General features: G+C 37.1%; 18 protein-coding genes, 1 other RNA gene and 1 other annotated feature. Of the genes, 15 read left to right on the top strand and 4 right to left on the bottom strand.

The window, feature by feature from the left end; genetic code table 11:
• Positions 1–53: 53 nt before the first annotated feature.
• Entirely contained in the window at positions 54–1,604 is a 1,551-nt protein-coding gene (gene spoVB / locus JUJ52_RS09865; RefSeq protein ID WP_205388656.1) for a stage V sporulation protein B, read from the bottom strand.
• A gap of 118 nt (positions 1,605–1,722) precedes the next feature.
• Between spoVB and JUJ52_RS09860 the strand changes: the two genes are divergently transcribed.
• From JUJ52_RS09860 to dtd, 7 genes are all read left to right on the top strand, one after another.
• Entirely contained in the window at positions 1,723–2,016 is a 294-nt protein-coding gene (locus JUJ52_RS09860; RefSeq protein WP_034678989.1) for a post-transcriptional regulator, read from the top strand.
• Between the two features lie 251 nt (positions 2,017–2,267).
• Complete coding sequence (secDF, locus tag JUJ52_RS09855) at positions 2,268–4,538, top strand: protein translocase subunit SecDF (protein ID WP_205388655.1); 2,271 nt, start codon at positions 2,268–2,270, stop codon at positions 4,536–4,538.
• A gap of 269 nt (positions 4,539–4,807) precedes the next feature.
• Entirely contained in the window at positions 4,808–5,140 is a 333-nt protein-coding gene (locus JUJ52_RS09850) for a LapA family protein (RefSeq protein WP_026681256.1), read from the top strand.
• 70 nt (positions 5,141–5,210) lie between these two features.
• Positions 5,211–7,541, top strand: a complete 2,331-nt coding sequence (gene recJ, locus JUJ52_RS09845) for a single-stranded-DNA-specific exonuclease RecJ (protein ID WP_026681255.1) — start codon at positions 5,211–5,213, stop codon at positions 7,539–7,541.
• Positions 7,531–8,043 (top strand): adenine phosphoribosyltransferase, encoded by a 513-nt coding sequence (locus tag JUJ52_RS09840; RefSeq protein ID WP_026681254.1) that lies wholly within the window; start codon positions 7,531–7,533, stop codon positions 8,041–8,043. The genes recJ and JUJ52_RS09840 overlap by 11 nt, the downstream gene beginning before the upstream one ends.
• Before the next feature lie 206 nt (positions 8,044–8,249).
• Positions 8,250–10,451: a RelA/SpoT family protein gene (locus JUJ52_RS09835; RefSeq protein WP_205388654.1), complete on the top strand. Its 2,202-nt coding sequence runs from the start codon at positions 8,250–8,252 to the stop codon at positions 10,449–10,451.
• Between the two features lie 44 nt (positions 10,452–10,495).
• Positions 10,496–10,942: a D-aminoacyl-tRNA deacylase gene (gene dtd, locus JUJ52_RS09830; protein ID WP_205388653.1), complete on the top strand. Its 447-nt coding sequence runs from the start codon at positions 10,496–10,498 to the stop codon at positions 10,940–10,942.
• 547 nt (positions 10,943–11,489) lie between these two features.
• On the opposite strand, the gene JUJ52_RS09825 is transcribed toward dtd, so the two are convergent.
• Entirely contained in the window at positions 11,490–12,533 is a 1,044-nt protein-coding gene (locus JUJ52_RS09825) for an N-acetylmuramoyl-L-alanine amidase family protein (protein ID WP_205388652.1), read from the bottom strand.
• An 86-nt stretch (positions 12,534–12,619) separates the two neighbouring features.
• Between JUJ52_RS09825 and JUJ52_RS09820 the strand changes: the two genes are divergently transcribed.
• From JUJ52_RS09820 to ssrS, 4 genes are all read left to right on the top strand, one after another.
• The gene (locus JUJ52_RS09820; protein ID WP_162986289.1) at positions 12,620–12,796 is read left to right on the top strand and encodes a hypothetical protein; all 177 of its coding nucleotides are present in this window, start codon (positions 12,620–12,622) and stop codon (positions 12,794–12,796) included.
• 61 nt (positions 12,797–12,857) lie between these two features.
• Positions 12,858–13,076, top strand: a binding site (T-box leader).
• 93 nt (positions 13,077–13,169) lie between these two features.
• Entirely contained in the window at positions 13,170–14,438 is a 1,269-nt protein-coding gene (gene hisS, locus JUJ52_RS09815) for a histidine--tRNA ligase (RefSeq protein ID WP_205388651.1), read from the top strand.
• A gap of 13 nt (positions 14,439–14,451) precedes the next feature.
• Entirely contained in the window at positions 14,452–16,227 is a 1,776-nt protein-coding gene (gene aspS, locus JUJ52_RS09810; protein ID WP_205388650.1) for an aspartate--tRNA ligase, read from the top strand.
• A gap of 92 nt (positions 16,228–16,319) precedes the next feature.
• Positions 16,320–16,503: non-coding RNA, 6S RNA (gene ssrS / locus JUJ52_RS09805), on the top strand.
• 80 nt (positions 16,504–16,583) lie between these two features.
• On the opposite strand, the gene JUJ52_RS09800 is transcribed toward ssrS, so the two are convergent.
• Positions 16,584–17,249 carry an RsfA family transcriptional regulator gene (locus JUJ52_RS09800; protein ID WP_026681248.1) on the bottom strand — a complete coding sequence of 222 codons (666 nt, stop codon included), beginning with the start codon at positions 17,247–17,249 and terminating at the stop codon, positions 16,584–16,586.
• A gap of 93 nt (positions 17,250–17,342) precedes the next feature.
• Positions 17,343–18,620, bottom strand: coding sequence for a replication-associated recombination protein A (locus JUJ52_RS09795; protein ID WP_205388649.1), 1,278 nt, complete (start codon positions 18,618–18,620; stop codon positions 17,343–17,345).
• Between the two features lie 219 nt (positions 18,621–18,839).
• On the opposite strand from JUJ52_RS09795, the gene cymR reads away from it, so the two are divergent.
• From cymR to JUJ52_RS09775, 4 genes are read left to right on the top strand one after another with little or no spacing between them, the layout of a single operon-like run.
• Positions 18,840–19,259 carry a cysteine metabolism transcriptional regulator CymR gene (cymR, locus tag JUJ52_RS09790; protein WP_026681246.1) on the top strand — a complete coding sequence of 140 codons (420 nt, stop codon included), beginning with the start codon at positions 18,840–18,842 and terminating at the stop codon, positions 19,257–19,259.
• 24 nt (positions 19,260–19,283) lie between these two features.
• The gene (locus tag JUJ52_RS09785; RefSeq protein WP_026681245.1) at positions 19,284–20,426 is read left to right on the top strand and encodes a cysteine desulfurase family protein; all 1,143 of its coding nucleotides are present in this window, start codon (positions 19,284–19,286) and stop codon (positions 20,424–20,426) included.
• A gap of 16 nt (positions 20,427–20,442) precedes the next feature.
• Complete coding sequence (gene mnmA, locus JUJ52_RS09780) at positions 20,443–21,555, top strand: tRNA 2-thiouridine(34) synthase MnmA (RefSeq protein ID WP_026681244.1); 1,113 nt, start codon at positions 20,443–20,445, stop codon at positions 21,553–21,555.
• A gap of 14 nt (positions 21,556–21,569) precedes the next feature.
• Positions 21,570–22,229 (top strand): tetratricopeptide repeat protein, encoded by a 660-nt coding sequence (locus tag JUJ52_RS09775; protein WP_205388648.1) that lies wholly within the window; start codon positions 21,570–21,572, stop codon positions 22,227–22,229.
• Positions 22,230–22,235: the final 6 nt, after the last annotated feature.

The raw sequence follows: 22,235 nt of genomic DNA, 5'->3' as shown, positions 1-22,235 counted from the left end.
TTACTGTTATTTATCTTCTTTTCAGACGAGAAATTGATGTCCTATCCTCAAGATTATATCCATTTTTGTATGAATGGAATCTGCTTTAGCTCCTCTTTTGTTATAAATCTTAATAGAAACAGAAATAATACGTATATACCTGTTAGTAACAACAATAATGAAATAAATATGATAATGCCTGGATTTATATTTTCATAAATACTTTTTATAATTTGCCCTACTCCCCACGTCATTGCTAAGAGAGCAATCATTTTTACAATATCCTTCCATGGTATGCCAAAACCTATTGCTTTATATAATGAACCGAGATGTAAAAGTGTGATAAGCACGACACTTAGTGCGATTGCAATAGCTACACCCATAATACCGAAGCTGGGATTGGAAGCCAGAAAGAATAAAGCAATGAATTTACAAGCATTTCCGATAAAACTGTTCCACATGGCTGGTCTTGCTAAATCTAAAGCTTGTAGTGCTGCTTGTAAAGGAGCTTGTATATAAAGTAAAATAAAAAATGGCGCCATTAGTAGAACGAATCTGCTTGCATCCCCACTTCCGTACATATATGTTAAAATAGGAACAGAAAAAAGTGATAGTACAATGGTTGCAATTGCGCCTGAAGCAAATGATAAACGGATGGATTGATGGATACGATAATGGATTAGCGTATGATTATTTGTTGCCTCTGCCTCGGAAATCGATGGTACTAACGCAACTGACAGGGAATGCGTTATGAAGGTAGGGAGAAACAATAATGGAAGTACATAACCAGTTAATTCTCCATACTGTCTAGTAGCTAATGTACTTGATATTCCAGCGATCGCTAAGCTTTGCGCTACTAATATTGGTTCAAGAAAATTCGAGAAAGAAGCAATGAGTCGACTACCAGTACTAGGTAGTGCAATAGAAAATAACTCTTTTAATGTATTTTTACTAGAAGTTAAATACGTGAAAAATCGAGTACGGATTTTTATACGCTTTTTTAAATTAAACATTTTGACCATATAAAGCAAGGAAACAGATTCTCCAAGAATGATACTAAACATGGCACCTGCTGCTGCGTATTCTAATCCGTAAGGGAGAAGTAATTTTACAAATAAGGCAACACAAGCAATTCGAACAATTTGTTCAATCACTTGGGCATAGCTTTGTGGCTTCATGTTCTGTTTTCCTTGGAAATATCCTCTGAGAACTGAGGAAATGGCAATGATCGGTATAATAGGACTAATCGCTAATAATGGGTAAAGTGTACGTTCATCTGTTAACAAAGTGGATGCTATAAAAGGTGTTGCTACAATCATTGCCGTGGTAAAAATAATGCTTGAAATCCCTGTTACAACGAGAGATACAATTAGAATTTTTTTAATTTTGGCGTGATCACCACGAGCTTCTGCTTCTGCAATTCTTTTTGATATTGCAACAGGCAATCCAAGCTGTGTAAGTGTAATGACAAGAAAAAAGGTTGGGAGAGCCATCATATAGAGACCAACGCCTTCTTCTCCCATAAGTCGTGCTACAACAATTCGATTAATAAAGCCTAGAAAACGAGTAATCATGCCAGCTAGTATCAAAATGAGCGTACCTTGTAAAAATGTTTGTTTGGTCATTCTGTCGACCTGCCTTCTCAAAAAATAAAATTTCATATACAATGATATATATGCTACTAAATGGGCCAAGCATGACAAGTTGCTCAATTTTTACTACTCCGAATAAGGAGGGATTGTTTTGGAAATTGTACAAACTGTATCAGAATGGAAAGCAATGGTTATACCAGCATTAGAGAGTAAGGCAAAGGAATTTCACTTAATGGGATATGAACGAGCATCGACAGAGGATGTTTGGGCTTGTCTTGTACAAAAAGTATGGAAGGGAGATCCAGAAAAGCGTATATATGAAGTAGTGCAGGATATTTTTCATTTAACAACTGCTACGTATATAAGTTATCTGACAATTTCTGCCTACCAGAGTGACGATTTAATGGCATCGATAGCAGCCGTCACAAATGACCCTAGCGAATAATGAGAAAATACATAAATTGTAACTCAATAAAGAATACACTTTACACGCAGTTTAATGATTCGATATCAGATAAAGGCGGACATTCTATGTTAAGAAGAACGTCTTGGTAACCTGCATGTTGCAGTATAGAAAAACAGACGTAATTTGTTTTCAGCCGATGACTGAAATAAATGATTCCTACCAAGAGGAAAATGAAGTAAGGGAAGCAGTTCTGTTTATAAGATGCGGGATAAAAGGGAGGACAATTATTAATGAAAAGTAGAGGCAGAATTGTTGCCTTTTTTCTAATCGTGCTTGTATTTGCAGGTTTGATTGGATCAACGGTTACAGGAATTACAAAGGATATTAAATTGGGATTAGATTTACAAGGTGGATTTGAGGTTCTATATGAGGTTGAACCGGTAGATAAAGATCAACAGGTTGATAGAAGGTTATTGGAATCGACCGTAGAGATGTTGAACGACCGTGTGAATCGATTAGGTATTAGTGAGGCTAGTATTGATATTGAGGGCGAGGATAGAATACGTGTTCAATTAGCTGGCGTAGAGGACCAGTCAGAAGCACGTGATCTTTTATCAACAACAGCACAATTATCGTTTCGCGATGTAAACGATAAGGAATTATTAGATGGAACAGATGTTAAAGAAGGATCAGCAAAACAGGATTTTGATCCTAATAGTAATCAACCGATTGTTTCATTACAGCTTAAGGATGCGAAAAAATTTGGTGATGTTACAAGTCAAATAAAGGATATGGAAAATCCGGATACGCCATATGATGATAACCTTCTTGTAATTTGGATGGATTATAAGGAAGGCGATTCATATGCAGCAGAGTATTCTAAAGAGGATCCTAAGTTTGTTTCCGCACCACGAGTAAGCAAAATATTAAATACGACCAATGTTATGATAAGTGGTAATTTTACCGTTGAATCTGCTAAACAGCTAGCAGATATTATAAATTCTGGTTCACTACCAGTACATATGTCGGAAATATATTCCACATCAGTCGGTGCGCAGTTTGGTGAACAAGCATTAGATAAAACTGTATTTGCAGGCTTTGTTGGTGTAGGAATAATATTTCTGTTTATGATTGCTGTTTATCGTTTTCCAGGTTTCATTGCAGTAATTAACCTAAGTATTTACATTTATCTAATTTTAGTAGTTTTTGAATTAATGCATGGTGTATTGACCTTACCAGGTATAGCTGCGCTCATACTCGGTGTGGGTATGGCTGTAGATGCCAACGTCATTACTTTCGAGCGGATTAAGGAAGAATTACGTGCTGGTAAGTCCATTATGGCCTCGTTTAAAGCCGGAACAAAGAATTCATTATCGACGATTTTGGATGCCAATATTACGACGTTATTAGCAGCTTCTGTATTATTTATCTTTGGGACAAGCTCTGTAAAAGGGTTTGCTACTATGTTAATTGTTAGCATTCTTGTTAGCTTTCTAACAGCAGTCTTTGGGACACGATTGTTACTTAGTCTTTGGGTAAAAACGAAACTTTTCAAAAATCGCCCAGGTTGGTTTGCGGTTAAAAGAGAAGATATTAAAGATATTGCTGTTAAAAATACAGAAGAACCGAAGATGTTTAACCGTCAAATTAATGTTGTGCAGCATCGTAAGAAATTCTTTATAATATCCATTTTTATGGTGGTTATCGGAATTGCTTCATTGTTCTTATTTAAACTAAATCCAGGAATTGATTTTACAAGTGGATCTAGAATCGAATTATTAGCGGAAGAAACAATTGCTAAAGAAGATGTTCAAACAGGCTTTGAAGCATTAGGAATAGAAGCAAAATCGATCGTATCTTCTGGTGAAAATGGAGAGATAGCAGTAGCGAGATTTGATAAAGTTCTTTCAGAGGATAAAATTGCCGAAATAAAGGATTATTATATCGATCAATATAATATTGAACCAAGTGTAAGTGTAGTATCACCGATTGTAGGTCAGGAGCTAGTCAAAAACGCTGCATATGCAGTAGCGATTGCTTCTGTAATTATGATCATCTATGTCACGATTCGCTTTGAATTCTTTTTTGCTATCACAGCAATCATTGCCTTGCTACACGATGCCTTCTTTACCGTGGCGATTTTTAGTATGACGCAAATAGAATTTGATGTAACCATAGTGGCTGCTATTTTAACAATTGTTGGTTATTCCATTAACGATACGATTGTTACTTTTGATAGAATTAGGGAAAATCTCCGTAAGAAGAAAAAAGTCAAGTCGTTCAAAGAGCTTGCTGTGATTGTGAACAGAAGCTTGGTGCAAACATTTGTCCGAAGTATTAATACTTCTATAACGACATTAATTGCGGTATTAGCATTTTTATTCCTTGGTGCTCAATCCATTGGTGGATTTGCCATTGCGCTTGCAGTAGGGTTAATAGCTGGAACGTATTCTTCACTATTCTTAGCTGCCCAATTATGGTTAGTGTGGCGCGGGAAAATGATTAAGAAAAAGCCTGTAGACTTTACGAAGAAAAAACGTGTTGAAGGACCTCAGGTATAACTATTGATAACCTCTGTTACGAACAGCGTAACAGAGGTTTTTTAAACCACAGGCTCTGCCTGTGTGAGAATTAAACTTGTAGAGTTGTAACAGAAAAATCTCCTTTATGTTTCTAATTGGGAGCTTCTGTTCGTAATATAAACTAGCATAAAGGGTGTTATATAAGGGAAATCTAAACGCATTCCATGTAGATAATCCATCATAGAATTGTTTCATCCTTGAAATAAATGGGAAACGGTTGTATAAAGGGAAATGATAGGAGGGATTAAATGAAGGGTCAAACATATGTGATTTTTGCTATTTTATTTACTATTATTGTTGCGGTTTTTGCAGTCACAAATGTGGAATCTGTTGAAGTTAATTATTTATTTTGGACTGGAGAATCGCCGCTTATTTTAATTATTTTGTTTTCTGTTTTAATGGGAGTTATTATTACAGCAGCTGCTGGTACATTAAAAATTTTTCGGTTGCAACGTGAAATGAAACAAATCAAAGCCAAAAATAAAGAATTAGTAAACAAACTTGAAGACGCTGGTGTCTCTACTAATATTGATTCAAAAGCGATGCAATCAAGCGGTGAGCAAGAAGATAGTAAAGGATAATGAAATATTGTATTTCTAGTTGCTACCCCTGACTTTATTTATGTATAATAGATTAGTCAGGGGTGAAAAAATGTTAAAAAGTAAAGCAAAATGGAATTTTACAAATATAGAGGATGATGCCATACATTGGATGGACAATTTACATCACTTATCCCCTGTTATTCAAGAGCTTTTACTACAAAGAGGAATAACAACCGAAGATGCTGCCTCTAAATTTCTTGCACCTGATTTATCCGATTTACATAATCCAGATGGACTCTTATCTATGGATAAGGCAACACGTCGTGTTCATCAAGCAATTGAACAACAAGATAAGATTCTAGTTTTTGGTGACTATGATGCTGATGGTGTCAGTTCAACGACAGTCCTATTAAAAGCGTTGCAGGAATTAGGAGCTACATGTGACTTTTATATTCCCAATCGTTTCACAGAGGGTTATGGACCGAATGAACAAGCATTTCGTCAGGCTTTTGAAGAAGGCTACCGATTAATTATAACAGTTGATACTGGCATTGCTGCGATTCATGAAGCAAAAATAGCAAAAGAACTTGGCATCGACTTGATCATTACAGACCATCATGAGATTCAAGAAGAACTGCCAGATTGCTATGCGATTATACATCCAAAGTGTTCACCTGATTATAAATTTCAAGAGTTAGCGGGAGTAGGGGTCGCGTTTAAGTTTGCAGAAAGCTTACTAGGCTATTTTCCAAACCATTTATTAGCTTTTGCGGCAATTGGTACCATTGCAGATCTAGTTCCATTGGTGAATGAAAATCGAATTCTTGCTTATTACGGGTTAAAAGCATTAACAGCTACGGATAACTATGGGTTGAAAGCATTAAAGGCTGTATGCAAAATAGAAGGCGAAGTAACTGAGGAAGATGTAGGTTTTTTAATAGGTCCTAGAATTAATGCTGTTGGGCGACTTCAGGACGCGGATATGGCTGTACATTTGCTAATGACAGAAAATAAACAACTAGCACAGGAAATGGCTGAGGAAATAAATGCTATTAACCAAGAAAGACAACAAATTGTCAGTCGTATTGTAAAAGAAGCAGAGCAAATGGTAGATAACACTGATAATCAAGGAGTTATCATTGTTGCTAAAGAAGGCTGGAATGAGGGTGTATTAGGTATTGTTGCATCCAAATTAGTTCGGAAATTTGATAGGCCAGCTATTGTTCTGGCTATAAAACCAGACAGTGGTGTAGCTAAGGGGTCTGCAAGAAGTATACCTGCGTTTGATTTGTTTCAAAATTGTATGACGATAAAGCAGTTGTTTTCCAGTTTTGGTGGTCATTCACAGGCTGCCGGAATGACCATTCAGCTTGACCAGCTTTCTGCAGTACAATCTGCATTAGATGAACTAATACAGAGTAAGTTAACGGAAGAAGATTTTAAGCAAGTCATTCATGTAAGTCAGACCATTACGATTCCAGAAATTTCAGAAGAGCTGATTCATGAAATTAATCAATTAGCTCCTTTTGGTATGGATAATCCAAAACCTGTTTTTCATATTAAAAATCTTCCTACTCAAGCAAGGCAAATTGGTAGTATGAAAAATCATCTAAAGCTACAATTTAAGGAAGAGAATACAGTATTAGACGGTATTGGCTTTGGCATGGGAGAACTTTATGATTATTTAACACCTCATACTGAAATAAATGTAGTAGGAGAGTTAGGTATAAATGAGTGGAATGGAGTTCGTAAACCTCAAATGATGATTCAAGATTTAAGCATAGCGGAATGGCAATTGTTTGATCATCGAGGTAAAAGAAATGTCAATAAGTTAAATTTTATGGAATTTGAAGATGATTTTCTTATCGTACGTAATGGTAATCAGCAATCATTCGATGATGCTATTCCACAAATAACCTATCAATGTAATTTAGAGCAACTGCAAGAAGTAGAGACGTTGTTTATTTATGATTTACCAAATGAACTTACTGCGTTAAAACAGTTAATTCAAATGACAAAGCCTACTAATATTCATGTGTGTTATTATGTGGAGGATAGTACGTATTTGCGAGCATTTCCAACAAGAGAAGAATTTAAATGGCTCTATGCACTTCTCATGAAACAGAGGGAAATCGATTTAAAACAAGCAATTTCAGGTATCATGCAATCTAGAGGTTGGAATAAAGATAAAGTTTTGTTTATGCTAAATGTGTTCCATGAATTGGAATTTGCCTTAATTGATAATGGTATGCTGAGGCTACAAGCAAAGCCATTAAAACAAGACTTACAATCTTCAATGATTTATCAAGATCGATTACAGCAGGCTGAGATTGAGAAGATACTTTATTATTCTAGTTATGAGGAATTGAGAAAGTGGTTTACGGAAGAATGTATGGATTATTTGGGACGTCCCAAGGAGGAACTTAGTTATGGATTATAAAAAGCATGTAAAAATTGTAGAAGATTGGCCAAAGGAAGGAATAAAATTCAAAGATATAACGCCTTTGATGGCAGATGGTGATGCTTTTCGTTCAGCAGTTGATGAGATCGTTGAATATGCAAAAGAAAAAGAAATAGATATAGTAGTTGGTCCAGAAGCAAGAGGATTTATTATTGGCTGCCCTGTTTCTTATGCACTCGGGGTAGGATTTGCACCAGTTAGAAAGGAAGGTAAGCTTCCTCGCGAAGTTGTGAAGGTGAACTACGGTTTAGAATATGGATCTAATATTTTAACCATCCACAAGGATGCTATAAAACCTGGACAGCGTGTGTTGATTACAGATGATTTACTTGCTACAGGTGGCACAATTGAAGCGACAATTAAGCTAGTTGAAGAACTAGGTGGAATTGTAGTAGGTTGTGCTTTCATCATTGAATTAAGCTATTTAGATGGATTAGAGAAATTGCAAGGTTATGACGTCCTGACACTTATGAGTTATTAAGCAGGAGATAGGTCTGACGATGATATAGATCGTTAGGCCTATTTATGTATTAATACATACTTATTTTAGACGGAATTACATATATAAAACTTTACAAATTTTAACGATGGACACATACAAAGGAAAAGCATATAATTGATATATTTAATAATAATATCAATTTAAGGTATAATTTGAACTTGAGACAGCGAATAAAGGTGATTTGAATGGCAAAAAGCGATATTATGACAATTGATGACATTTTGGAAATGGCTGGTCAGTATTTAACATCAGGAGATACTGATTTTATTCGCCGGGCATATGAATTTGCTGAACAGGCGCATGCCGATCAGTTTCGGAAATCTGGTGAGCCTTATATTATCCATCCAGTTCAAGTGGCAGGGATATTAACGGAACTTGAAATGGATCCAGAAACAATTGCCGGAGGCTTTCTTCATGATGTAGTAGAGGATACGGATGTCACTCTTGAAGCAATTGAAGAAGCATTTAATCATGAGGTCGCTATGCTAGTAGACGGGGTAACTAAATTAGGTAAAATTAAATATAAATCAAAGGAAGCTCTACAAGCAGAGAATCATCGAAAAATGTTTGTAGCAATGGCGAAAGATATTCGAGTCATATTAATAAAATTAGCAGATCGATTGCATAATATGCGAACATTAAAGCACTTACCTCCAGAAAAACAACGAAGGATATCCAATGAAACGTTAGAAATCTTTGCACCATTGGCACATCGACTTGGGATTTCAACTATTAAATGGGAGCTTGAGGATACTGCCTTACGTTATCTAAATCCACAGCAATATTATCGAATTGTACAGCTGATGAAGCAAAAAAGGGATCAGCGAGAATCCTATATTGAAGAAGTGATGGATGAAGTTTCCAATCAACTTAAGGATATGAATATTGATGCAGAATTGTCAGGAAGACCAAAGCATCTATATAGTATTTATCGCAAAATGGTAAAGCAGAATAAGCAATTTAATGAAATATATGACCTACTTGCAGTACGTATTCTTGTTAATAGCATTAAAGATTGCTATGCAGTGTTAGGGATTATTCATACATGCTGGAAGCCAATGCCTGGAAGATTTAAGGATTATATCGCAATGCCAAAGCCCAACCTATATCAATCCCTTCATACAACCGTTATTGGTCCGAAAGGCGACCCTCTTGAAGTGCAAATCCGTACGAAAGAAATGCATGAAATTGCTGAATATGGAATAGCTGCACATTGGGCTTATAAGGAAGGAAAACGAGTTAATAACGACAAAAAATCATTTGAAGAGAAGCTAACGTGGTTTAGAGAAATTTTAGATTGGCAAAATGATACACATGATGCAGAAGAATTTATGGAATCTTTGAAGGTTGATTTATTTTCGGATATGGTATATGTCTTTACACCAAAAGGGGATGTCATTGAACTACCGTCAGGATCCATTCCATTAGATTTTGCCTATAAAATTCACACAGAAATAGGTAATAAAACTATTGGTGCAAAAGTAAATGGGAAGATGGAGCCGCTTGATTATAAACTGAAAAACGGTGACATTATTGAAGTGATGACTTCGAAGCATTCTTATGGTCCGTCGCAGGATTGGTTAAAGATCACACAGACATCGCAAGCTAAAAATAAAATAAAGCAGTTCTTCAAAAAGCAACGTAGAGAAGAAAATATTATAAAAGGAAAAGAAGCGGTTGACAAAGAAATCCGTGACCTATCGATCGAGCCAAAGGATGTTTTGACACAGGATAACCTGCAGCGTATTTATGAAAAGTTTAATTTTTCTAATGAAGACGATATGTATGCTGCTGTTGGTTATCAAGGGATAACGGCTGCATTAATTGCTACAAGATTAACCGATAAAATAAGGCAATCCAAAGAAAAAGAGCAAGACCTAGCTCAAACTATTGAAGAAGTAAAATCAGAGGTAAAACAATCTAAAGCGCATAAAAGAGATTCTGGTGTTAAGGTAGAAGGAATAGATAACCTTTTGGTTCGATTATCCAAATGCTGTAATCCTGTACCAGGAGACAATATTATTGGCTATATTACCAAAGGTAGAGGCGTTTCTGTGCATCGCACGGATTGTCCAAATGTGCAAACAGAGGAAGCGAAGCAGCGGTTTCTTCATGTTGAATGGGAAAATGATCGTACAGATCAAAAGCAATACCATGTAGATCTTGAAATCTCTGGCTATGATAGACGTGGACTAGTAAATGAAGTATTACAAGCGGTAAACGAAACAAAAACAAATATAACCTATGTAAACGGTAGATCGGATCGCAATAAAATGGCTGTTGTTCAAATCACAATCCTTATTCATAATACGGGGCATCTCCGAAAAATAGTTGAACGTATAAAGCAAATTACTGATGTTTATACAGTAACACGAACGTTACAGTAGACGCTGAACATTCACGAAATAAAATCGCAAAAGGGGGATCAAAAGTGAAAGCAGTCATCCAACGCGCAAAGCAAGCAAGTGTAGCTGTAAACGATGAAATTATTGGAGAAATAGACTTTGGTTTTGTCGTATTACTAGGTATAACGCATGGAGATACGATAGATGATGCGGCTTACTTAGTAAACAAAATTATAAATTTGCGCATTTTTGAAGATGATCATCAAAAAATGAATGTACCTTTAAAAGATGTCGGTGGAAGTATACTATCGATCTCTCAGTTCACCTTATATGGCGATACTCGAAAGGGTAGACGACCAAATTTTATGAATGCAGCAAAACCGAGTGAGGCATCGAAACTCTACCATCAATTCAATGAATTAATTCAACAAGAAGGTATTCAAGTGGAGACAGGCAAATTCGGAGAAATGATGGATGTGCAATTCACGAATTCTGGACCAGTTACATTAATTATAGACAGTAAAGATAAGTAATCGGAATGGTTGTATTATTTCAGGCTGTCGAGAAACTTTTTCTCGGCAGTTATTTTTATAGTCTAGGACATTAAAAGATTTAGCCCATATGGATAAATACGGGCGTGTTGAGCCACGTCCAGTGTCCAGAAACTAGGCTGCCCTACGATGAATCATTATCGGCTCGCAAGCTCACCTTTATCTCCGTTGACTCGCTTGCGCTTTTGTTCTGTGGGAAATTAGCTTTGTTCAAGCTCAAAGAATGTAAAAGCGTCCTCCTATACCTGCCTGTCTAAGCTATGCGAAAGAGCGTTATGGCATGCTATTGTGTTATCCTTACAAGAGGTTCAGTCAAGGAAAAACTTGTAGTTTTTATCGTGTATATAACTGGCAGTAAGTTCCCCACTTCAAGCAATAAAGTGAAATCAATCTTAGTAAGTAGGAAATCGACTACCAGTCTAGTTGGCTTAAGGGACTCTAGGTCATACCCTTGTGGTACTAACAATCCATGAAGGATAAACAAACTCCCCACGGATTGAAGTTTCACTTTGTTAGCTGATTGCGATAGCTATTTACTTGCAAAATATTTTGCGAGACCATTAACTATTCCTGATACCAACTCTTTTTGATATATAGTTGTTCGGAGTGAGGATTCTTGTTCAGGGTTGGAAATAAACCCAAGCTCTACTAGAACAGATGCTTGTAAATTCTGCCGAAGCACTAAGAAGTCACCATGGGTTGTTCCTCGGTCTTTCGAGTCTGTAGCTTTTATCAACTCTGATTGGATAGAAGCTGCTAATTGATTATTTGCTTCCTGGTAGTAATATGACTCAATTCCGGTGACCTCGGGCAATTCAGGCACACTATTATAGTGAATGCTTATAAATACATCTGTTTTCACCATATTGCTAAAGCTGACCCTACTACCTAATGATACGAACATATCACGTGGTCTTGTTATTCTTACATCAGAACCAAGCATGGTTAGCTCTTGTGCTAATTCTTGTGCTGTTAAAAAAGCAATATCTTTCTCAAAGATATTTGATGAACCAATAGCCCCAACATCTCTACCTCCGTGTCCAGCATCAATCACAATCGTTTTATTCTTGAACGTACTTGAAGAGGGTACTTCTACTTTGTCAATAAGTGGTTTATATACATATCCATGAATGTTCTTGTTCTGTATTTCATACCATTGTCCTTCTACAGAAATAACTTGAAAGGAGCTACCTTTTTCAGCAAAATATGCAATCTTATACTCTGTTGAAGGTCCGTTACGAATTTGTGTATGGTCATTGGGGATCGTTATGGATTCTGGGGGTGTATCAACTGTAGACTGCTCATTATCCTCTATAATGCTTAAATATGTCTCGATAATCCAGCCTGTGTCATTCTCTAATTGAACGTGAATCCATTCTCCTTGTCGCTGTATAATGGAAAAAGTATCATTGGTTCCGGCTTGTCCAATCGTTTGATAATTGGTTCCCGGACCATTTCGAATGTTAACATTATCGCCTTTGATGATAGCTGTGTCAGCATAGCTAACCATTGGAGTTAGAAATAACCAAATCATGATGGAACAAACCGTTATACGAAGTTTACGTAAATACATAACAACCTCCTTGTTATGTTTTACTTTAGTATAATAAAAACACTCTTTCTAGGCAAAGCTAATGGTAATGGATAGGAGGAGTGTAGATGATGCGATCGGCAGATAAACAATGGCATTCACATCACCAAAATGAAGTGTTCGGTGTAAATCTCCATAAGTTTATGGAGATGGAAGGGCATGCGAATCACATGGAAATTGCTCAGGAATTAGGCATTTCTTTAGGAGAAGTAAAAATGTTAAAGAAAAAAATAACTCGTGCTTGACAGAAGTGGTTGGAAAGATTAATATAATATACATTCATGATTACGAATTCGATCGTTAAAAAATATGCCGATGAGGGAAAAAGTAATTGAAACCCAATTGGATAGAGAGAAAATGCCTTAGGCTGAAAGCATTTTTACAGTTGGTCCAATGAAAGACATTCCTGAGGTTTTATATCGAAATAATAGTAGATATAAACGTTTTGCAGGCGTTAACTGTGTAAAGCGGATGTATGTAATACATCAACTAGGGTGGCAACGCGGGTAAACTCTCGTCCCTTATTTTATTATAAGGGTCGGGAGTTTTTATATTTTAAAGAGGACTTGTATATACATAGTCATCGCAAAGCAAAAATTAAAAGCAGGGGGTTTTGGTATGAGTTATAAAGCACCTAGGGGAACAGTTGATGTTCTACCACAGGATGCAAGTAAATGGCAGTTTATCGAACGAAAAATAAAAGAGGTATGTAATAGATACCACTTTCATGAAATACGGACACCCTTGTTTGAACATACAGAAGTATTTCAACGTGGTGTTGGTGATTCAACAGATATTGTGCAAAAAGAAATGTATACATTCGAAGACCGTGGTGGTAGAAGCATAACACTTCGCCCTGAAGGAACTGCTCCAGTTGTTCGTTCATTTGTTGAACATAAGCTGTTTGGTTCAGCTAACCAACCAGTAAAATTGTATTATTTTGCGCAAATGTTTCGTTATGAACGACCACAAAAAGGCCGCATGCGTCAATTACATCAATTCGGAGTGGAAGTACTTGGAAGTGCTGATCCTGCAATTGATGCTGAAGTTATCGATTTGGCTATGAACTGTTATAGAGAAATGGGATTGAAATCATTAAAGTTAGTAATCAACTCTTTAGGTGATAAAGAAAGTCGAACTGCTCACCGTCAAGCATTAATTAATCATTTTGCTCCACATAAAGAGCAGCTATGTGGTGATTGCCAATCACGATTAGAAAAGAATCCATTACGTGTATTGGATTGTAAGAAAGATCGCGAGCACCCATCTATGAAAACAGCTCCATCGATCTTAGAATATTTGAATAATGAATCAACAGATTATTTTAATCGTGTGAAAGATTATTTAACGCTAATGGGTATTGAATTTGAAGTGGATAAAAATATGGTCCGTGGTCTTGATTATTATAATCACACGACATTTGAAATTATGAGTGAAGCGGAGGGATTTGGCGCTATTACTACGTTGGCTGGTGGCGGCAGATATAATGGTCTGGTTGAAGAACTAGGTGGACCTGCGACACCTGGTATTGGTTTTGCAATGGGACTTGAGCGCCTATTAATGGCTCTTGAGGTAGAAGAAAAAGAAATACCTGTAGATGATACATTGGATTGCTATCTAGTTGCAGTTGGAGAAAGACCTGAAAAAGAAGCTGTACGTATTATGCACAATCTTCGTAAGCAAGGTATTCAAGTAGATAAGGATTATCAAGGGAAGAAAATGAAAGGGCAATTTAAAGCTGCAGATCGTTATCAAGCAAAGTACGTATTAATTTTGGGAGAGGATGAGCTGCAACAACAGCATATCGCTGTTCGCGAAATGCGTACAGGTAATCAAGAGAATGTTCCACTGGCAGAGTTGGAAGAAGTTATAAAGGAAAAGCTTTGAGGAGGAAATAGTAATGAGTGAACATCAACGTATAATGGCAGGAACGCTTGGAGAAGCAAATGTCGGTGAAACGGTATTATTAAAGGGATGGGTGCAAAAGCGTCGTGACTTAGGCGGTTTAATCTTTGTTGATCTTCGTGATAAATCAGGTATTGTACAAATTGTATTTAACCCTGATCATTCGGCGACAGCTATGGAAATTGCCGAAACAATTCGAAGTGAATATGTGGTAGAGGTAAAAGGGAAAGTAGTAAAACGGGACGTTTCAACGATTAATCCATTAATGACTACTGGTACCATTGAAATAATTGTTGCAGAAATTGCCATTTTAAATAAGGCAAAAACACCGCCTTTTACGATCCAGGATGAGACTGATGTTGCAGAGGATCTGCGCTTAAAATACCGTTATATTGATTTAAGACGCAAACCTCTGCAGGAAACATTTAAACTTCGTCATCAAACAACACAAGCGGTACGTAACTTCCTTAACCAACGTGATTTTTTGGAAATGGAAACACCTATTCTGACAAAAAGCACACCAGAAGGTGCTAGGGATTATTTAGTACCAAGTCGTGTTCATGATGGGGAATTTTATGCATTACCTCAATCACCTCAGTTATTTAAACAGCTCATTATGATGGGCGGATTTGAGAGGTATTACCAAATTGCTCGTTGCTTCCGAGATGAGGATTTACGAGCTGATCGACAGCCTGAATTTACTCAGATTGATATTGAAACATCGTTTCTATCAAGCGATGAAATTATGCAGATGACTGAGGAAATGATGAAATATGTGATGAAGGAAGTAAAAGGTATAGATATCTCCTTACCGCTACCAAGAATGGCGTATGATGAAGCAATGTCTCGATATGGTTCAGATAAGCCTGACACAAGATTTGGTATGGAATTAATTCATGTATCAGAGGTGCTTAAAGATTCAACCTTTAAGGTTTTCCAAAGTGCCATTGAATCTGGAGGTAGCGTTGCTTTATTAAATGTAAAAGAGCAGGCCGCAAATTATTCAAGAAAAGATATTGATAAACTAACAGATTTTGTTAAGGTGTATGGAGCTAAAGGACTTGCATGGTTAAAAGTGGAAGGTGCGGATGTCAAAGGTCCGATTGCTAAATTTATTTCGGAAGATGAAAAAGCGGGGTTATTAGCAAATGCAAGTGCAGAAGACGGCGATTTACTGTTGTTTGTAGCTGATAAAAGCAATGTAGTTCATGACAGCTTAGGTGCACTTCGATTGAAGTTAGGGAAGGAACTAAAATTAATCGATGAATCAGCATTTCATTTTCTTTGGGTAACAGATTGGCCGCTATTAGAATATGATGAGGAGTTAAAAAGATATTTTGCAGCACATCATCCGTTTACTTCTCCAGCAGAGGCTGATATAGATAAATTAAAATCTGACCCAGCTAGTGTTCGAGCAAATGCATATGATCTTGTTCTCAACGGCTTTGAATTAGGTGGAGGTTCGATTAGGATTCATAAAACAGACCTACAGAAGGAAATGTTTGATGTCTTAGGTTTTTCTGAAGAAGAAGCAAAAGAACAATTTGGATTTTTATTTGAAGCACTTGATTATGGAACTCCTCCCCATGGCGGTGTTGCATTAGGACTAGACCGAATTGTTATGCTATTAGCAGGAAGAACGAATCTTAGAGATACGATTTTGTTTCCAAAGACTGCATCTGCTTCCGATTTGTTAACAAATGCACCAAGTGAAGTAGAAAAGGCACAGTTAGATGAATTATCCATCCAGTTAAACCGTAAAGATAAGTAATTGAAAGTTATCTCATTATTGCTTTTTGAAGAATACACGTGTTAAAATAACATCAAAGCTTATGCAAGGTTTGATGAATAATAGTATTTAACGCAATCCTGATGTGTGCGTCCATGAAAAGTGTTTTGACCGAACAACTGTATACTTGGGAGCTCGAAGTAGTTCCTATGTTGCGTACGTGCCTTGAATTAGGAAGTACAATAAATATAGGACAGAGCGCCCACCTGCCGTGAGCGGGATCAAAGCTTCATACTGGACGGCACGATCGGGATTGTGTAAAAAAAACCCTAAATTGCAAAAAGGATTACCTCCTTTGGCAATTTAGGGTTTTTTGCTAGCAAGATAGCCAGAATCTGTTAATTTGACCCTTGTGCTAATTGCTGCAAGTTTCCATTTTTATCCATGCGAAATGCCGGTGCAGGCATGGAACCTTGATCATCCAAAACGGTCATTTTACGTGCTCTTTCCATAATTTGAATAAATGCTTGATAGTCCTCTTGAATAGTAGACAACTGTGTTTTAGTTTGTTCTAATTCTTTATTCAATGTATCTACTTGTTCTCTTAATTTTTTATTCTCGTTTTCCACTTGCTCCAGATTTGCTTTTGATTGGTTGGAAGAAATTGTTTGTTTTTTAACGTCCTTTAAATAGCGTATTACCATATCCATTGTCATCGATGAATCAGCTTGTACAGCTGGGACGTCGTTTTGCTGTGTATCTTCCTCTTGTACGTGATTCTGAGGTAAAGAAACTACAGGCTTTCTGATTGTTTGGCCGCTTTTAGCCATGGCACGTTTCTTCTCTTTACGTTGACGCTTTGCCAGATCAATAGCATTCACATATTTCATCCGAATCTCAGCATTCCAGCGAAAGCCGCATGCTGCTGATGTACGGTTCAATTTATCACCGACTTCTTCAAAAGCATTTAATTGGGTGCTCCCCTCTCTGATATGGCGCAATACGGTTTCAGCCAATAATAAATCATCTTCATGTGACCATGCGTCTTGTCTTACCTTTACCATTATGTTCAACTCCTTTAGTAATAACAGCTTCAATAAATAATAGATTTAGCTATTTTTACATTTATTGTTGCCGCAGGAGGTTTATCTTATACGTCAAATCTTTTTATCTTGTTGTATTTTTTCATAAACTTGTTTCATAGCCTGCTCAAATTTACCTGTCGCTCTTGGATGATAATACTGTTTGTTTTTTATAGAATCAGGTAAGTACTGCTGATCAATCCACCCATTATCATAATTATGGGGGTATTTGTATTCATTGCCCCTGCCTAATGAATTCGCACCTTGATAATGTGAATCTTTTAGATGTAACGGTATATCACCGCTCTTACCTTGGCGAATATCTGCCAAAGCTGCATCAAGTGCTTTATATGCAGTATTGGATTTAGGGGACAAACACAATTCTACAATAGCTACTGCAAGTGGTATTCTTGCCTCAGGAAAGCCTAATCGCTCTGCGGCCTGTACGGCATAAATTGCTCGAGGACCAGCTTGTGGGTTTGCAAGCCCAATATCTTCATACGCTGTTACGATCATTCGTCGAGCAATACTATCTAGATCACCAGCCTCAATTAATCTACCTAAATAGTGAAGGGCAGCATCAACGTCGCTACCACGAATTGACTTTTGAAAAGCAGAAAGTACATCGTAATGAGCGTCTCCATCCTTATCATGGGAAAAGCTCTTTTTTTGCATACACTCTTCAGCGGTATCTAAAGCAATAGCAATCTCATGCTGTTCGTTTTCAGGGGTTGATGAAACTGCTAGTTCCAGTCCATTCAGTGCAGCGCGCATATCACCGTTTGCACTTCTAGCGAAATGCTCGAGTGCATCATCAGAAAGCTTTACTTGCTGCTTACCCAGCCCGTTTTCTTGATCTGCTATTGCTCGATTGATCGCTTGTTTCACATGCTCTGTTGTTAAGGGCTGCAATTCGAATAAATGACACCGGCTACGAATAGCGGGATTAATGGAATGATAAGGATTACTAGTGGTACAACCAATCAGAATGATAAGATTGCTCTCTAAATGAGGCAGCAGAAAATCTTGTTTTCCTTTATCTAAACGATGAACTTCATCGAGTATGAGCACAACCTGACCTAACATTTTAGCTTCTTCGACAACGATCTCCATATCTTTCTTTTTATCTGTCACTGCATTCAGTGATTTAACCGTCTTTCCTAAACTTTTTGCTAGAGCAAATGCCATGGACGTCTTACCAGTTCCCGGTGGCCCGAATAAAATCATCGATGCTAATCGCTCAGCAGTTACCATACGTCGAATGATTTTACCTTCCCCAACTAAGTGCTCTTGTCCAATAATCTCGTCAATATGTCCGGGTCTCATACGAAATGCAAGTGGTTTTAATTTCATTTATACCTTCCTTTATAATATAATAAAACATTGTTTCAAGAAGATTGTTCATAAAGAGATATGCGAGGTAGCATGATTAAAATAGAAGTAATGCTACGATATAATGATTACATACACTACCATACAATTCAATTCGATAACATGCATGAAGAATGCGTTCCATGCTATAATATCATGTATTAGTATTAATGGAACGTAATTTAAATTGAGGTGTAATAAATGAAGATTTCTACAAAGGGAAGATATGGATTAACAATTATGATTCATTTAGCTAAGCAGCATGGAAAAGGACCGACTTCTTTAAAACAAATAGCTAAAGAGAATAACTTATCGGAACATTATTTAGAGCAGCTTGCTAGCCCACTACGTAATGCAGGGTTAATAAAAAGTATTCGTGGTGCTTATGGTGGTTATATATTAGCGAAAGAACCAATTGATATAAAAGCTGGTGACATTATTCGGGTATTAGAAGGCCCTATTACACCTGTAGAGGGAATAGAGGATGAAGAACCTGCCAAGCAGGCGCTTTGGCTACGAATTCGTGATGCTGTTAAGGATGTCTTAGATACCACGACTTTAAAGGATTTATCCGAACATAATAATGAACAGCCGCAAGAAGCATATATGTTCTATATTTAATGCAAGCAGGAAGGAAAGATAAACATGGAACAAATTTATTTAGATCATGCAGCAACAACGCCGATTCATCAAGATGTCTTGGATACCATGTATAACGTAGAAAAAGAAGTGTTTGGTAATCCATCAAGTGTTCATTCATTTGGTAGGAAAGCAAGGCACCTGCTTGATGAAGCAAGACTCGTAATGGCTAGAAGTATACAAGCTAAGGAAAGAGAAATTGTTTTTACAAGTGGGGGAACGGAAGCTGATAATCTTGCATTAATAGGTGCTGCTTTAGGTAATCGAGATAAAGGTAACCATATTATTACGACAGTACAAGAGCATCATGCTGTCCTGCATACCATTGAGAAATTAGAAGCAGAGGGTTTTAGCGTGACCTATTTACCTGTTGATCAAGATGGTTTGGTTTCTACAGAAGATGTACGACGTGCACTAACGGATGAAACTATTTTAGTTTCGATAATGTTTGTAAATAATGAAACTGGGGTTATTCAGCCGATCCAAGAGATTGGACAATTGCTACACGAACACCAGGCTTATTTTCATACGGATGCTGTCCAGGCTTATGGACTAATCGATATTGACGTAAATTTGCTAGGCATTGATCTGCTGACAGTATCTTCACATAAAATAAATGGACCTAAAGGGATAGGTTTTTTATATGTTCAAGAGAATGTACAGCTTCAGTCTTTACAATTTGGCGGTGAGCAAGAAAGAAAACGTCGGGCTGGGACAGAAAATATTGCTGGCATAGTTGGATTTCAAAAAGCCGTTGAGCTTGCTATGGAAAATAAAGTTGAACGTAATGAATTGTATAGCTCCTATAAAAATCTGTTTCTTCGCCTGTTAGAAGAAAATGGTGTTGAGTTTCAAGTAAATGGGGATGTTAAGTCCACGATTGCATCGATTGTTAATATTAGCTTTCCAGGTACAAAAGTAGAAGCGCTTTTGACGAATTTTGATTTAGAAGGCATAGCTGCTTCAAGTGGTAGTGCTTGTACAGCGGGATCTGTAGAGCCTTCTCATGTATTAACAGCGATGTTTGGTAAAGAACATGAATGTACAACAAACTCAATTCGGTTTAGCTTTGGAATTTTCAATACAGAGGAAAATGTAGAGCAAGCTGCATTACGTGTTGCAAAAATTGTGAAGCGATTAGCTCGTTAAAAAGGATGGATAAATCATGAAAAGTAATAAGGACACAAGAGTTGTAGTTGGAATGAGTGGAGGCGTTGATTCTTCCGTTGCTGCTCTATTATTAAAACAACAAGGATATGATGTAGTCGGAATCTTTATGAAAAACTGGGATGATACAGATGAATTTGGTGTTTGTACGGCGACAGAAGATTTTGATGATGTTGTACGTGTCTGTAATCAATTGGAAATTCCTTATTATGCGGTTAATTTCGAAAAGCAATATTGGGATAAGGTATTTACGTATTTTCTAGATGAATATAAAGCAGGAAGAACACCAAATCCAGACGTAATGTGTAATAAAGAGATTAAATTTAAAGCATTCTTAGAGCATGCCATGTCTCTAGGTGCAGATTATTTAGCAACAGGGCATTATGCACAAGTCCGATCTCAAAATGATAGATACGAAATGCTTCGTGGAGTGGATGACAATAAGGATCAAACCTATTTTTTAAATCAATTAACCGAAGATATTTTGGGGAAAGTGATGTTTCCACTTGGGCATCTACCAAAATCAGAAGTTAGAAAAATAGCTAAAGAGCATGGATTAGCAACTGCTGAAAAGAAAGATAGCACAGGAATTTGCTTTATTGGAGAACGAAACTTCAAAACGTTTCTAAGTGAATATTTACCTGCACAGCCAGGACAAATGCAAACGTTAGAAGGGGAAGTGAAAGGAAAACATGATGGTCTTATGTATTACACAATCGGTCAACGGCAAGGACTGGGAATCGGTGGAGCTGGAGACCCGTGGTTTGTCGTAGGTAAAAATCTAGAAGATAACGTCCTTTATGTGGAGCAAGGCTATGCAAATGACAAGCTATATTCAGATGCTCTTATTGCATCAGATGTGAATTGGATTCATGCGGATAAAGTGGAGGAGAGTTTTACTTGTACAGCTAAATTCCGCTACCGTCAACAAGATAGTGAAGTAAAGGTAACCATTTTGGATGATGACCATGTCAGGGTTGACTTTATGGAAAGCCAACGGGCTATTACCCCAGGTCAAGCTGTCGTATTTTACAATGGAGATGTTTGCCTTGGTGGAGGAACAATTGATGAGATTAGAAAAGCGGACCATAGATTAGATTATGTTGGTTAATAAGGAGTTTTACTATGGATAAGAACAAACAAGCAATAGCGCACATGCAGGAGAATAAATTCGAAGAGGCTGCTGCATTGTTTACAGAAGTAATCGAAGAAAATCCAAACGACCCAGTTGGTTACATCAACTTTGGGAACTTGCTATTTCATGTCAATGATCTTCCTAGAGCACAGCGCTTTTTTGAGAAAGCGATCGAGTTGGATGAGCACGCAGCAACAGCTTACTATGGATTAGGTAATCTATTTTATGAGCAAGCACTCTACCCTAAAGCACAAGAAAACTTTCAGAAAGCTGTAGAGCTGGGCTTAGAGGAAGCAGACGTTTATTTTTTACTAGGAATGACTTTTCAACACCAGGAGCATTATAAATTAGCTCTTCCGTATTTATTACGAGCTACAGAGCTAGACCCAGAAGATGCTGATAGCTTGTTTCAATATGGATTAACGTTGGCACAGAGCGATCATTTAAAAGATGCAGAAGAAATCTTTCGAAAAGTATTAACAATAGAGACTAATCACAGTGATGCTAATTACAACCTAGGTGTTATTGCCCTATTTGAAGATCGGTTAGAGCAGGCATTAGCGTTCTTTGAAGAAGCGTTACGCATTCAACCTGAGCATATCTTAGCTGCAAATGGCAAGGAAAAAACAGAGGGATTGTTGAAGAAGTAAGAAAAT

The organism is Virgibacillus sp. AGTR (assembly GCF_016919725.2).
In the GTDB taxonomy this organism is placed as follows: domain Bacteria; phylum Bacillota; class Bacilli; order Bacillales; family Amphibacillaceae; genus Virgibacillus; species Virgibacillus salarius.
Note: the sequence above shows the minus strand (reverse complement) of the source record. Positions and strands in the feature narration are given on the sequence as shown.